Origin of the sequence: Acinetobacter equi, from assembly GCF_001307195.1 — a bacterium.
Classification (GTDB): domain Bacteria; phylum Pseudomonadota; class Gammaproteobacteria; order Pseudomonadales; family Moraxellaceae; genus Acinetobacter; species Acinetobacter equi.
The window spans coordinates 251324-266307 of the sequence record NZ_CP012808.1; the positions used below are offsets into that span (position 1 = coordinate 251324).

A 14984-nucleotide genomic window follows, 5' to 3' on the forward strand; every position below is an offset into this window, starting at 1 on the left:
TAAACTCCCTTTCATCATAGCTGATTTTTTACACAATAAAATACAGTAGATGCTAAAGTTCCATTTTTAAGTTATTCTGAGTTCATCTTTATCATTGATGATGAACATGAACTTCTGCGGCAATTGTGGATCTGAGACAGTAGACAAAGTACCTTTGGGCGATCATCAAACTCGTCGTGTTTGCTCAAAATGTAATGCTATTCATTATGTTAATCCTAAAGTAATTTGTGGGGCACTTGCGACTTGGGAAAATAAAGTTCTTCTCTGTAGACGTGCAATTGAACCACGTTATGGATTGTGGACCTTGCCTGCTGGTTATATGGAACTCTTTGAAACAATGGAGCAAGGTTCTGCCCGAGAAACTCGTGAAGAAGCAGAAGCTGAAATCGAAATAGAACAATTATACTGTATGTATAATATTCCTCGTATTGGACAAATTTATGTTCTATTTAAAGCCAATATTATTGATGGTAAATTTGGTGCAGGCGAAGAAACCTTAGAATCTCGTCTTTTTAGCGAAGAAGAAATTCCGTGGAATGATCTTGCTTTTCCAAGTGTAGAACGAACATTACGTCATTATTTTGAAGATCGAAAAAACAATCACTTCCCTACACATTTAGAAACTTTAGGTTCTCGCTTAGACCATACAGGCTAAATTACTCAAAAAGAAAGTTCATAAAAAATGATGAACTTTCTTTATATGATTTATTATTTTCAGATCAATAGAAGCATCTATAAACATTAATAGCATTGAATTTCATGTAAGATAGATCAGAAATTTAATGATCTATTTATTGCTGTTTTATGATGAAGTCTGTCCCTTTTAAAAAAGCCTTATCAACTCAAAACCTAAGTCATCAACAGCTTTTAGAGTCTTTACAATCACTTGATCATGTTATTTTCTTAAATAACAATCATGCGCCTTTAATTGGTCTTTTAGCTCAGCAATATATTTGCTTATCTTCTCATCAGACTCAGATTTTTGAGTCCCATCAATTTAATCAATACGTTCCACATTCTAAAATTCATCACCTTAATGACTTTTTAGCAAGTACCTCAAATTGTAATATGTTAACAATGGGGTTTATTAGCTATGATTTTGCAGCGCAACAACAAATTCAATTACAAGTAAAACAACAACCTTCCGTATTTCTTGGACAATTCCCACATTTTCTCAGTTTTGAAAAAAACACATGGTTTTTTAATAGTTTTGATTTAAGCGCAGAACATATTTTTGATTCTATTAATCAACTTATATCTGAGCATCAACCTATTACAACGCTTTCATTACATCAAAAATGTACACCACGATGGTCTAAAAATGAATATTCTGCTGCATTTCAAAAAGTTCAAGACTACATTGTTGCAGGTGATTGCTATCAAATTAATTTAACTCAAGAATTTACAACTCAAGCACAAGGTCATTTACTTTCAACAGCAGACCAATTTTGGACATTAACCAATGCACCCTATGCAGGTTATTTGCGAATCCAAGATTTTGAATTACTCAGTTGTTCACCTGAATTGTTTATTGATTTTGAAGAAAATCACAAAATTGTGACTAAACCCATTAAGGGAACTATGCCCCGCTATGAAAATCCTGAACAAGATGAACAATCAAAACAAACGCTAAAAAACTCTCAAAAAGATCAAGCAGAAAATGTCATGATTGTAGATTTACTCCGTAATGATCTCAGCGTTTATGCAGAAATAGGTTCAGTTAAAACACCTAAGCTCTTTAATATTGAAAGCTTTAATCAAGTGCATCATATGGTCAGTGAAATTGAAGCCATATTAAAGCCTCATATTAAACCCTTTGATGTTTTATTCTCAGCACTACCCGGTGGTTCAATCACAGGAGCACCAAAAATTCGTGCTATGCAAATTATTGATGAATTGGAACAAGCACCACGTGGAGCATATTGTGGTTCTATGGGATATTTTGATGAAGAAGGTATAGGATCTTGGAATATTCTTATCCGATCTATTCAAAAATATCAGCAAAATGTTTCTTTATGGGCTGGCGGTGGCATTACGATCGCCTCAGATTGTGATGCAGAATATCAAGAATGCTTCGATAAAGTATCTGCAATGTTAGACCTACTCAATACTTGGCATACATCTGAATAAACAAAAAAGCGACTCTTTTGAGTCGCTTTTTTTAATCCCTCACACCCTCCCTTTAATAAAAGAGGATTGGGATGGCTTAAACCAAAATATCATTTTTTAAGGTATCAACAAGGCGCTGATTTTGCTCATCTGTACCAATGGTAATACGTAAATATTGATTAATACGTGGCTTATTAAAGTAGCGCACAATAATTCCTTTTTCACGCAATGCTGTAGCAAGTTCACCTGCATCTTTCGATGCCAATGTTGTAAAAATAAAGTTTGCACTTGACGGCAATACTTTAAAGCCAAGTGTGGTTAATTGCTGAGTTAATTTCTCTCTGCTTGCAATCACTTTAGCATTTTGTGCTTCAAAATATTCCTGATCTTCAAATGATGCAACCGCAGCAGCAATGGCAAAACGATCCATCGGATATGAGTTAAAACTATTTTTCACTGCTTCTAATGCAGCAATCAAATGTGGTTGAGCAATTGCAAAACCAACACGTAAACCTGCTAAAGAACGCGATTTAGATGTTGTCTGACAAACCACTAAGTTTTCATATTTTTCAACTAAACTTACAGCAGATTCAGCACCAAAATCGACATAAGCTTCATCAATCACCACAACAGAATCTGGATTTGCTTGTAAAACCTCTTCAATTGCAGATAAACCTAATGCAATACTTGTTGGTGCATTAGGATTGGTAATAATAATTCCACCATTAGGTTGCTTATAATCATCAACCACAATTTCAAAATTATCATTTAACGGCAAAATTTTAGTTTTTGCTGCAATACCAAAAAACTGGCTATAAACAGGATAGAAACTATAAGTAATATCTGGATATAAAATCGGTTTATCTTGCACAAAAAATGCTTTAAAAATATGTGCTAATACTTCATCAGAACCATTGCCCACAAAAACATTTTCTACAGCAACTTTTTGTTGTTTCGCAATCGCTTGTTTAAGCTCTGAAGCATCCGGATCTGGATATAAACGTAAAACATCCGCTGAATTTACCAATACATTTTGTACAGCTTCAACTACTTTCGGTGATGGCGGATACGGATTTTCATTGGTATTTAATTTTAATAAATTTTGAATCTTAGGTTGTTCACCTGGTACGTATGGCTCTAATTCACGTACATCAGGACTCCAAAAGCGCATTTGTTCAGTTGTAATACTCATTTCTACAATTCTCAAATTTGGTCTCAAAAAAGGGCTGATGATCAGCCCCCTAAATTTTCTATAAAAATTTACTGATAACGATAGCGAGCAGAGCGTGCATGAGCATCTAAGTTTTCTTGCTGTGCCAGTATATCTGCTGTTTTTGCTAAAGTTTTCACACCATCGGCTGAGCACATAATTAAGCTCGAACGCTTTTGGAAATCATAAACCCCTAAAGGCGATGAAAAACGTGCCGTACCTGATGTTGGAAGTACGTGGTTTGGTCCTGCACAGTAATCACCAATTGCTTCAGGTGTATAACGCCCCATAAAGATTGCACCTGCATGGCGAATATCTTCTGCCATTTCAACAGCTTCATCTAAACATAGCATTAAATGTTCAGGGGCAACTTGGTTAATCAATTCAGCACCTTCAGCACGGTCTTTCACTAAAACCAATGCACCACGATTCTCAATTGAAGTACGTGCAATATCTGCCTTTGGTAAAGCTTCTAAGTGCTTTTCAATCCAAGCTTCAACAGCATTTAATAAATCTTCATCAGGCGTAATAAATACAGCTTGCGCCACAGTGTCATGTTCAGCTTGAGACAATAAGTCCATTGCTAACCATTCAGCATTATTTTCACCTTCTGCATAAACTAAAATTTCAGAAGGACCTGCAATCATGTCAATACCAACTTGACCAAATACAGCACGCTTTGCAGCCGCAACAAAACGATTCCCTGGTCCTGTAATTTTATCTACAGATGGAATTGTTTCAGTACCATAAGCCAAAGCAGCTACTGCTTGTGCACCACCAATAGTAAATACACGTGTTACCCCAGCTAAATATGCAGCAGCAAGTACCAATGGATTTAAATCACCATTTGGTGCAGGTACAACCATAATAATTTCAGGAACACCTGCAACATGCGCAGGCACAGCATTCATAAGTACAGAAGATGGATAAGATGCTAAACCACCTGGTACATAAATTCCCACACGATCAAGCGGAGTTACTTTTTGTCCTAAAGTATTTCCTAGAGCATCTACATAAGTCCAGCCATCTTGCTTTTGTGCTTGATGAAATTCACGTACACGATTTGCTGCAAGCTCTAATGCTTCACGAACTTCTGTTGTTAAACCATCAAATGCTGCTTTTAATTGTGCTTGAGTAAGTTCTAGATCTGAAAATTGATGCGCTGGATGTCGATCGAACTGTTGAGTGAGTTTAAGCACATGTGCATCACCATGTTGGCGTACATCTGCAATAATTTGGTCTACTGTTTTTAAAAGTTCAGGATCACTCACTGTTTCAAAAGCCAACAAATCAGCAAAGACTTGTTTAAAATTTTGCTCTTGAGTCGATAAACGTCGCATCAATTTACCCACACGGTTATGTAAAAGAAAGATTTAGTTTACCTTGTTTCTAGGGCTTTGTGGGAGGGAATCCTATTTAGAATGACGAGTTTTATTGAAAATAACTTTTTGTTTTATTGGTGTTCCTTATCAAAATATTTTTTTTACTTAAAATGATACTAGAACAATTCAGTACAAATGATTTATTAAAAAAAAACCACCTTTTTAGGTGGTTTTTTAAACTTAAATTCAATTAAGCATTTTTAGCTTCACGTTCTTCAACAGCTTTTTCAAGTTGTGCAAGAATTGGATTTAACAACGCTTGCTTACGTTTAAAGCTTGCTTTATTCACAATTAAACGTGATGAAACTTTGCAAATCTCTTCTAATGGTTCAAGACCATTGGCACGAAGTGTATTACCTGTATCTACAACGTCAACAATATAATCACCTAAACCAACAAGTGGTGCAAGTTCCATTGAGCCGTATAGTTTAATCACATCAACTTGCTCACCTAAGCTTGCATAATATTGGCGTGTTAAATTGACATATTTAGTGGCAATTTTTAGACGACCTTTCGGACGTTCCATTCCCACCTTACCAGCAGTCATAAGTTTACAATTTGCGATTTTAAGATCGAGCGGTTCATACACATTTTGTGCACCATGCTCCATAAGTACATCTTTGCCAGCCACACCAATATCTGCCGCACCATTTTCAACGTAAGTAGGTACGTCAGATGCACGTAAAATTAAAATACGTACATGCTTATGTGTTGTTGGAAAAATTAACTTACGAGACTTATCTGGATCTTCCAATAAGTTAATACCAGCCGTTTCCAACAATGGCAATGTTTCTTTTAAGATACGTCCTTTGCTTAATGCTAAAGTTAAACCATGATCAAAATTTCCCATTACGTCAAAGTTTGGATCATCGTTTCTCATATCACTCATTAACTTACTCGCTTAATTTTAGCACCGAGGCCTTGTAACTTCGCTTCAATATCTTCATAACCACGATCAATATGATAAATACGATCAATCATAGTCTCACCTTCAGCAGCCAATGCGGCTAAAACTAAAGAGAATGAAGCACGTAAATCAGTTGCCATTACTGGTGCTGCTGATAATTTATCAACACCCGTAACAACGGCATCATTACCTTCAACTTGAATATTTGCACCCATCCGCGCTAACTCAGGTACATGCATAAAACGGTTTTCAAAAATTGTTTCAGAAATTGTTGCAAATCCGCGACCAATTGCATTTACTGCCATTAATTGGGCTTGCATATCAGTTGGAAAATCTGGATGTGGTAATGTACGGAAACTTACTGCTTTAGGGCGTTTACCCATCATATCCAGCTCGATCCAATCATCTCCACGAGTCACTTCTGCACCCATTTCTTCGAATTTATCTAAAACAGACTCTAAAAGGTTTGGATCTGTATTTGTCGTCTTAATTTTACCGCCAGTAATTGCTGCAGCAGCTAAATATGAACCAGTTTCAATACGATCTGCCACAACTGCATATTCACAACCATGTAAGCTTTCAACACCTGTCACAACAAGAGTATCGGTATCTAAGCCTTCAATTTTTGCACCCATTTTAATGAGCATTTGCGCTAAATCTGTAATTTCAGGTTCGCGTGCAGCATTACGAATTGTAGTAACACCATCAGCAAGTACAGCAGCCATTAAAATATTTTCGGTACCGCCAACAGTAACCATATCAAAAATGACTTCACCACCCTTTAAGCGACCATCAACTTTTGCATGAACATAGCCTGCTTCGACTTCAATTTCAGCACCTAAAGCTTCCAAAGCTTTTAAATGTTGATCTACAGGACGTGAACCTATTGCACAACCACCAGGCAATGACACTTTTGCACTACCATAGCGCGCAAGCAATGGTCCAAGCACCAAAATGGATGCACGCATTGTTTTTACAAGTTCATACGGTGCGAACTGATTATCTAAAGTCGATATATCTGCTTTAACCGTATCACCTTCGTATGTAATTTCAACACCAAGGCCTGCAATAAGTTTAACAAGTGTATTTACATCTTTTAAATTAGGAACATTTGTTAAAGTAATCGGAGAGTCAGCAAGAATCATCGCTGCTAATAAAGGAAGCGCAGCATTTTTTGCACCTGAAATGCGTACTTCGCCCTCAAGCTTAACGCCACCTTGAATCAGAAATTTATCCATTGATTTTTTAAGCTCCGAATAAGCTTGCTTTGCGCCATTCTTCTTTAGTCATTGCACGGATTGTAACTGCATGCACTTCACCACTTGCAATATAAGAGTTTAATGGCGCATAAACAGTTTGTTGACGAGCAACAGGGCGTTTACCTTCAAACTGATCATCAACAATACGGAGATCAAATTTTCCGCCTTGCCCACTTACAACAATTTCAGCTACTGGAAAAGCTGCTTTTAAAATTTCAGTGAGCTGTTCACTATTCATCACAAAGACCTCTTATAGGACCAAGGGTGTAAAACCTGCCATTCTACTATAAATAATTAAAATAATTCATTAGTCACATACATATTATCTATAAAAAAAGAGGTTATTTAAAACCTCTTTTTTCTCATTTATGAAGCTAAATTTCTAAAGGCTGAAATATTGTTTGCATTTTCCGATGTTTAGTCAGCTGTCTCTTTAGTTTTTCAGATACTTTTTTAATAGATGTATACATATCATCTGCTGAAGCTTGAGCGAATAATTCAGCCCCAGGTAAACGAATAATTGCCTCGGCAATATGATTTAGGCTGCCCTTTTTAGAATGCTTATCTATTTGATGATCTTTACTGAGCTTTACCTGCATACTATTTACTTGATCAATATGCTTAGTCATTTGACTAAACTTAAATCTAATATTTTCTTCTATAGCAGGAGTGATAGTTAAATGATGCCCACGAATTGTAATTTGCATAGATCTATCCCTCATCATTTTAGGATTTGAAAGGTTTCGCCACGACAATTCAATCAATTGCAAAAAATCATTCACAGAATTAAATCATCTTAGCAAGTCCTCAAAATAAAAAAGATTCATCATGCTGTCATAATGAACCCTTAGAATAATCAGATTTTAGAATCTAGATCAATACTTTTCTTTCAGAAGATGAAGGAATATGTAACGATTCTCTATATTTTGCAACAGTACGTCTAGCGACTTCAATTCCATCCTCTTTAAGTAAGTTTGAAATTGCATTATCTGACAATGGTTTAAGTATATTTTCTTCTGCAATTAGTTTTTTAATTTTCGCACGTATTGCTGTAGAAGATGCCTCCCCGCCACTTGTTGTACCTACATGGCTTGAAAAGAAATACTTTAATTCAAATAATCCTCTTGGCGTCAGCATATATTTATTCGTTGTGACTCGAGAAACTGTAGATTCATGTAACTCCACTTCTTCAGCAATATCTCTTAGTACAAGTGGCTTCATTCCCTCAGCACCAATTTCAAAAAAAGCTCTTTGATGTTCAACAATACATGTTGCAACTTTTAATAAAGTTTTATGTCTCTCATCAATACTTTTAATAAAATTTTTAGCTTCTAACATTTGACTACGTAAATATTGATTATCATCACTTTGATCTGCCCTACGAATCATATTTGCATAATATGAATTCACGCGTAATTTTGGCATTACATCAGGATTAAGTTGTACAAACCAATGTTCATTCTTTTTTGTTACGACCACATCTGGAATTTGATAATCGAAGTCTTTATTTTCAAACTCTTCTCCAGGATAAGGCTTTAAAGTTTTAAGCAAACTAATAGCTTGTTTCAATTGTTCAATATTTAAATGCGTTTGCTTCAGTAATTTGGGTAAATCATTTGCAATTAATAATTCATAAAAATTTAATAACTTAATCGCCTCAGATCTAAAAGGAACATTCTTATTTAAAGCATCAAGTTGAACTTGTAAACACTCTGCTAAAGTCCTAGAAGCAATTCCAATAGGCTCTAAACGCTGAATATGCTTAAGTACAACAAGTACCTCACTCTCTTCAACCTCTTCGTCATATTCCATTGAATCTAATAAATGCTGAACTGAAAATGTGATTTCCTCTGTTGAACTTTCTAAAAAGCCTTTCTCATCTAATGAATCTATAATGCAATGTGCTATCAACTTATCTACTAATGAAAAATTTAATAAATTAACTTGATCTAACATATGATCTTTTAAACTTAAGCCTCCTTGGCGATTATCTTCTCGCTCTTCATATTCAATAGATCCTAAACTTGTTGGCTGATGTGTATAAACATCATCCCAATCTGTGTCTACAGGTAAATCATCTGGTAAATGATTCGCATTTAATTCATTTGTTAAATCCTTTTTCTCTATTTCTTTATCTTCATATTCAGATAAGCTTTCAACTGATGAATGTTCTTCAATTTTTTCCAATAATGGATTACTATCAAGTTGAAGCTGTATTTCTTGCTCAAGTTCCAAGCTAGAGAGTTGCAACAAACGAATTGCTTGTTGTAATTGTGGAGTTAATGATAAGGAATTTGCTACTCTCATTCCAACAGATAATTTCATATACCCCCCAGTGTAATTAATCACGCTCACTGTAAGCAATTTTTATGCCTTTTCATCTTTTTATAACATAGATCATAAATAAAGCATACAATTACACCCTAAAATACTCAGTTTTATCTACAATATTTAATAAATTCATAATGTTATTTTTAACACAATTTATCAAAAAAACAATAAACTGCTATTTTTTATACATTTTATTAATATACCGTTATCAATGTAGCTTAAAATATTGATAAAGAGATAAAAGATGTATTTCATTTTTAAATAAAAACCAATTCACTAAATTTCTTTCATTTATTTTTTCACATAAAAAAACACCCCCTTCATCTGAAGGGGGTGTTTTAGAATTAATGAGCTGGCGATGACTTACTCTCACATGGGTAACCCCACACTACCATCAGCGCTAAGAGGTTTCACTTCTGAGTTCGGGAAGGGATCAGGTGGTTCACTCTTGCTATTGTCGCCAGCACAACTGTTTATGATTACTTGCTATGGTCTTACTTAGATGCCTAGCTTTCTTCAAATGAGTTATTAACAGGTATATCTGAGTTAATTTAAGGTGTTCATTGTATCTAGCTTTAGAACTAAATCAAGTTTCTTTGATTATTTGTGAATCAATTGATGCTTGATACAACAACTGTTTGGGTGTTGTATAGTCAAGCCTCACGAGCAATTAGTATTGGTCAGCTTCACATATCGCTATGCTTCCACATCCAACCTATCAACGTCGTAGTCTTCAACGGCTCTTTAGAGGACATATAGTCCTAGGGAAATCTTATCTTGAGGTAGGCTTCCCGCTTAGATGCTTTCAGCGGTTATCCCTTCCGAACATAGCTACCCGGCGATGCGACTGGCGTCACAACCGGTACACCAGAGGTTCGTCCACTCTGGTCCTCTCGTACTAGGAGCAGATCCTCTCAAATTTCCAGCGCCCACGGTAGATAGGGACCGAACTGTCTCACGACGTTCTAAACCCAGCTCGCGTACCTCTTTAAATGGCGAACAGCCATACCCTTGGGACCTGCTTCAGCCCCAGGATGAGATGAGCCGACATCGAGGTGCCAAACACCGCCGTCGATATGAACTCTTGGGCGGTATCAGCCTGTTATCCCCAGAGTACCTTTTATCCGTTGAGCGATGGCCCTTCCATACAGAACCACCGGATCACTAAGACCTACTTTCGTACCTGCTCGACTTGTGGGTCTCGCAGTTAAGCGCGCTTTTGCCTTTATACTCTACGCGTGATTTCCGACCACGCTGAGCGCACCTTCGTACTCCTCCGTTACTCTTTAGGAGGAGACCGCCCCAGTCAAACTACCCACCAGACATGGTCCTCGCTCCAGATAATGGAGCAGAGTTAGAACCTCAATATTACCAGGGTGGTATTTCAAGATTGGCTCCACCGAAACTAGCGTCTCGGTTTCAAAGCCTCCCACCTATCCTACACAAGTAAGATCAAAGTTCAATGTCAAGCTGCAGTAAAGGTTCACGGGGTCTTTCCGTCTAGCCGCGGGTACACCGCATCTTCACGGCGAATTCGATTTCACTGAGCCTCTGCTGGAGACAGCGCCGCCATCATTATGCCATTCGTGCAGGTCGGAACTTACCCGACAAGGAATTTCGCTACCTTAGGACCGTTATAGTTACGGCCGCCGTTTACTGGGGCTTCGATCAAGAGCTTCGCTTACGCTAACCCCATCAATTAACCTTCCAGCACCGGGCAGGCATCACACCCTATACGTCCACTTTCGTGTTTGCAGAGTGCTATGTTTTTAATAAACAGTTGCAGCGGCCTGGTTTCTGAGGCTGTCATCAGCTCAAGGAGCAAGTCCTATCACCAACAACAGCGTACCTTCTCCCGAAGTTACGGTACCATTTTGCCTAGTTCCTTCAGCAGAGTTCTCTCAAGCGCTTTGGTCTACTCGACCTGACCACCTGTGTCGGTTTAGGGTACGATTCCAGTATAACTGAAGCTTAGAGACTTTTCCTGGAAGCATGGTATCAGCCACTTCGCTAGTAAACTAGCTTGCTATCAGTTCTCAGCATAGAGTACCCCGGATTTGCCTAAGATACATGCCTACAACCTTCCACCTGGACAACCAACGCCAGGCTGACTTAACCTTCTCCGTCCTCTCATCGCATTATACTGAAGTATTGGAATATTAACCAATTTCCCATCGACTACGCCTCTCGGCCTCGCCTTAGGGGTCGACTCACCCAGCCCCGATTAACGTTGGACTGGAACCCTTGGTCTTTCAGCGAACGGGTTTTTCACCCGTTTTGTCGTTACTCACGTCAGCATTCGCACTTCTGATACCTCCAGCAGACTTCTCAATCCACCTTCATCGGCTTACAGAACGCTCCCCTACCACTTGCAATAAATTGCAAATCCGCAGCTTCGGCATATAGTTTTAGCCCCGTTACATCTTCCGCGCAGGCCGACTCGACTAGTGAGCTATTACGCTTTCTTTAAAGGGTGGCTGCTTCTAAGCCAACCTCCTAGCTGTCTATGCCTTCCCACATCGTTTCCCACTTAACTATAATTTTGGGGCCTTAGCTGGCGGTCTGGATTGTTTTCCTCTTGACTACGGACGTTAGCACCCGCAGTCTGTCTCCCGGATAGTACTCATTGGTATTCGGAGTTTGCATCGGTTTGGTAAGTCGGGATGACCCCCTAGCCGAAACAGTGCTCTACCCCCAATGGTATTCGTCCGAGGCGCTACCTAAATAGCTTTCGGGGAGAACCAGCTATCACCAAGTTTGATTAGCCTTTCACCCCTATCCACAAGTCATCCCCTGGCTTTTCAACGACAGTGGGTTCGGTCCTCCAGTTAGTGTTACCCAACCTTCAACCTGCTCATGGATAGATCACCTGGTTTCGGGTCTATACCCAGCAACTAAACGCCCTATTAAGACTCGGTTTCCCTACGGCTCCCCTATGCGGTTAACCTTGCTACTGAATATAAGTCGCTGACCCATTATACAAAAGGTACGCAGTCACCGAACAAGTCGGCTCCCACTGCTTGTATGCATGCGGTTTCAGGATCTATTTCACTCCCCTCACAGGGGTTCTTTTCGCCTTTCCCTCACGGTACTGGTTCACTATCGGTCAGTCAGGAGTATTTAGCCTTGGAGGATGGTCCCCCCATATTCAGACAAGGTTTCACGTGCCTCGCCCTACTCGACATCATTATGTGTGCCCTTTCGTGTACAGGACTATCACCTACTATGGTTGCACTTCCCAGAGCATTCCACTAAAACACACATAACTTAATGGGCTGTTCCCCGTTCGCTCGCCGCTACTGAGGGAATCTCAATTGATTTCTTTTCCTAAGGGTACTGAGATGTTTCACTTCCCCTCGTTCGCCTCGTAACACTATGTATTCATGTTACGATACCTAGCTTATACTAGGTGGGTTTCCCCATTCAGAAATCTCCGGATCAAAGGATATTTGCCGCCTCCCCGGAGCTTATCGCAGGCTATTACGTCTTTCATCGCCTCTGACTGCCAAGGCATCCACCACATGCACTTAATTACTTGACTATACAACCCCAAACAGTCGCCCATTTCCTACAAGTGAAAATGTTGCGTTGCGAACTTAATCGCCACAGTTAGAGTTTTGTAGATTTAACTACAGTACAGCTTCAATTAGATTCATATACCAAAACGCTTGATTCAGTTAATTTCGCTAGTAACTCATTTAATCAGTCAACTTCAGAATTACTTCTTTAGTCTTCCTTTTAACGAGTATGAACAAATTATTTCAACTCAAATATATTCTGTTAATGATTCACTACGTCTTCGTCAGATCGCAGTCAACTGTGATAAATCACAGAGATTAATAACAATGCCGCGCATTATACGCCACCTTATCACTAAGCTCTATAAGCTATCCAACTGTTTGCTTACTATGTATTCATTCAAATACATGGTGGAGACTAGGAGAGTCGAACTCCTGACCTCCTGCGTGCAAAGCAGGCGCTCTACCAACTAAGCTAAGTCCCCAGCTTATCATTTAGATTCAATGTACCTTTCTAAGTCATGGTGGGTCTGACAAGACTTGAACTTGTGACCCCACGCTTATCAAGCGTGTGCTCTAACCAACTGAGCTACAGACCCTCAGATACATCATAATGAAGAACAACTTGTTGTGGATTCTTACCAATCGTCAATCTTTCGTTAAGGAGGTGATCCAGCCGCAGGTTCCCCTACGGCTACCTTGTTACGACTTCACCCCAGTCATCGGCCACACCGTGGTAAGCGTCCTCCTTGCGGTTAGACTACCTACTTCTGGTGCAACAAACTCCCATGGTGTGACGGGCGGTGTGTACAAGGCCCGGGAACGTATTCACCGCGGCATTCTGATCCGCGATTACTAGCGATTCCGACTTCATGGAGTCGAGTTGCAGACTCCAATCCGGACTACGATCGGCTTTTTGAGATTAGCATCCTCTCGCGAGGTAGCAACCCTTTGTACCGACCATTGTAGCACGTGTGTAGCCCTGGTCGTAAGGGCCATGATGACTTGACGTCGTCCCCGCCTTCCTCCAGTTTGTCACTGGCAGTATCCTTAAAGTTCCCGGCATAACCCGCTGGCAAATAAGGAAAAGGGTTGCGCTCGTTGCGGGACTTAACCCAACATCTCACGACACGAGCTGACGACAGCCATGCAGCACCTGTATCAGAGTTCCCGAAGGCACCAATCCATCTCTGGAAAGTTCTCTGTATGTCAAGACCAGGTAAGGTTCTTCGCGTTGCATCGAATTAAACCACATGCTCCACCGCTTGTGCGGGCCCCCGTCAATTCATTTGAGTTTTAGTCTTGCGACCGTACTCCCCAGGCGGTCTACTTATCGCGTTAGCTGCGCCACTAAAGCCTCAAAGGCCCCAACGGCTAGTAGACATCGTTTACGGCATGGACTACCAGGGTATCTAATCCTGTTTGCTCCCCATGCTTTCGTACCTCAGTGTCAGTATTAGGCCAGATGGCTGCCTTCGCCATCGGTATTCCTCCAGATCTCTACGCATTTCACCGCTACACCTGGAATTCTACCATCCTCTCCCATACTCTAGCCAACCAGTATCGAATGCAATTCCTAAGTTAAGCTCAGGGATTTCACATTTGACTTAATTGGCCACCTACGCACGCTTTACGCCCAGTAAATCCGATTAACGCTTGCACCCTCTGTATTACCGCGGCTGCTGGCACAGAGTTAGCCGGTGCTTATTCTGCGAGTAACGTCCACTATCTCAGAGTATTAATCCAAGTAGCCTCCTCCTCGCTTAAAGTGCTTTACAACCAAAAGGCCTTCTTCACACACGCGGCATGGCTGGATCAGGCTTGCGCCCATTGTCCAATATTCCCCACTGCTGCCTCCCGTAGGAGTCTGGGCCGTGTCTCAGTCCCAGTGTGGCGGATCATCCTCTCAGACCCGCTACAGATCGTCGCCTTGGTAGGCCTTTACCCCACCAACTAGCTAATCCGACTTAGGCTCATCTATTAGCGCAAGGTCCGAAGATCCCCTGCTTTCCCCCGTAGGGCGTATGCGGTATTAGCGTCCCTTTCGAAACGTTGTCCCCCACTAATAGGCAGATTCCTAAGCATTACTCACCCGTCCGCCGCTAGGTCCAGTAGCAAGCTACCTTCCCCCGCTCGACTTGCATGTGTTAAGCCTGCCGCCAGCGTTCAATCTGAGCCATGATCAAACTCTTCAGTTTAAAATCAGTAGTAGCTTATGGCTACCAATCTTGGCTCATCAATTTTCTGACAAATATTTCTCAAATAAAC

General features: G+C 40.0%; 9 protein-coding genes, 2 tRNA genes and 3 rRNA genes. 2 read left to right on the forward strand and 12 right to left on the reverse strand.

Annotated features, from left to right (window positions below; translation table 11 throughout):
* The first annotated feature begins 106 nt into the window (after window positions 1–106).
* Both AOY20_RS01150 and AOY20_RS01155 read left to right on the forward strand, forming a co-directional pair.
* On the forward strand, window positions 107–655 hold the full coding sequence (locus tag AOY20_RS01150) for an NUDIX hydrolase (protein ID WP_054580174.1): 549 nt from the start codon (window positions 107–109) through the stop codon (window positions 653–655).
* A gap of 152 nt (window positions 656–807) precedes the next feature.
* Window positions 808–2130, forward strand: a complete 1323-nt coding sequence (locus AOY20_RS01155) for an anthranilate synthase component I family protein (protein WP_054582509.1) — start codon at window positions 808–810, stop codon at window positions 2128–2130.
* A gap of 76 nt (window positions 2131–2206) precedes the next feature.
* Here the strand turns inward: AOY20_RS01155 and hisC are convergent, their stop codons facing one another.
* From hisC to AOY20_RS01215, 12 genes are all read right to left on the reverse strand, one after another.
* A complete protein-coding gene (gene hisC / locus AOY20_RS01160; protein WP_054580175.1) occupies window positions 2207–3301 on the reverse strand; it encodes a histidinol-phosphate transaminase in 1095 nt (364 codons plus the stop codon).
* A 68-nt stretch (window positions 3302–3369) separates the two neighbouring features.
* The gene (hisD, locus tag AOY20_RS01165; protein ID WP_162490444.1) at window positions 3370–4671 is read right to left on the reverse strand and encodes a histidinol dehydrogenase; all 1302 of its coding nucleotides are present in this window, start codon (window positions 4669–4671) and stop codon (window positions 3370–3372) included.
* A 220-nt stretch (window positions 4672–4891) separates the two neighbouring features.
* Window positions 4892–5590 carry an ATP phosphoribosyltransferase gene (gene hisG / locus AOY20_RS01170; protein ID WP_054580177.1) on the reverse strand — a complete coding sequence of 233 codons (699 nt, stop codon included), beginning with the start codon at window positions 5588–5590 and terminating at the stop codon, window positions 4892–4894.
* Window positions 5590–6846 (reverse strand): UDP-N-acetylglucosamine 1-carboxyvinyltransferase, encoded by a 1257-nt coding sequence (gene murA, locus AOY20_RS01175; protein WP_054580178.1) that lies wholly within the window; start codon window positions 6844–6846, stop codon window positions 5590–5592. Before murA ends, hisG begins: the two co-directional genes overlap by 1 nt.
* Window positions 6847–6853: 7 nt before the next feature.
* Window positions 6854–7105 carry a BolA family iron metabolism protein IbaG gene (gene ibaG / locus AOY20_RS01180; protein ID WP_054580179.1) on the reverse strand — a complete coding sequence of 84 codons (252 nt, stop codon included), beginning with the start codon at window positions 7103–7105 and terminating at the stop codon, window positions 6854–6856.
* A 136-nt stretch (window positions 7106–7241) separates the two neighbouring features.
* Window positions 7242–7574 carry a ribosome hibernation-promoting factor, HPF/YfiA family gene (hpf, locus tag AOY20_RS01185; protein WP_054580180.1) on the reverse strand — a complete coding sequence of 111 codons (333 nt, stop codon included), beginning with the start codon at window positions 7572–7574 and terminating at the stop codon, window positions 7242–7244.
* Between the two features lie 163 nt (window positions 7575–7737).
* Window positions 7738–9192, reverse strand: coding sequence for an RNA polymerase factor sigma-54 (locus AOY20_RS01190; protein WP_054580181.1), 1455 nt, complete (start codon window positions 9190–9192; stop codon window positions 7738–7740).
* A gap of 356 nt (window positions 9193–9548) precedes the next feature.
* Window positions 9549–9663, reverse strand: a 5S ribosomal RNA gene (gene rrf, locus AOY20_RS01195).
* 184 nt (window positions 9664–9847) lie between these two features.
* Window positions 9848–12739 (reverse strand): 23S ribosomal RNA (locus AOY20_RS01200).
* A 386-nt stretch (window positions 12740–13125) separates the two neighbouring features.
* Window positions 13126–13201: transfer RNA gene (locus AOY20_RS01205), tRNA-Ala, on the reverse strand.
* A 37-nt stretch (window positions 13202–13238) separates the two neighbouring features.
* Window positions 13239–13315: transfer RNA gene (locus AOY20_RS01210), tRNA-Ile, on the reverse strand.
* 61 nt (window positions 13316–13376) lie between these two features.
* Window positions 13377–14914 (reverse strand): 16S ribosomal RNA (locus AOY20_RS01215).
* Together the 16S, 23S and 5S rRNA genes with 2 tRNA genes alongside form the textbook arrangement of a ribosomal RNA operon.
* Between the last annotated feature and the right edge of the window lie 70 nt (window positions 14915–14984).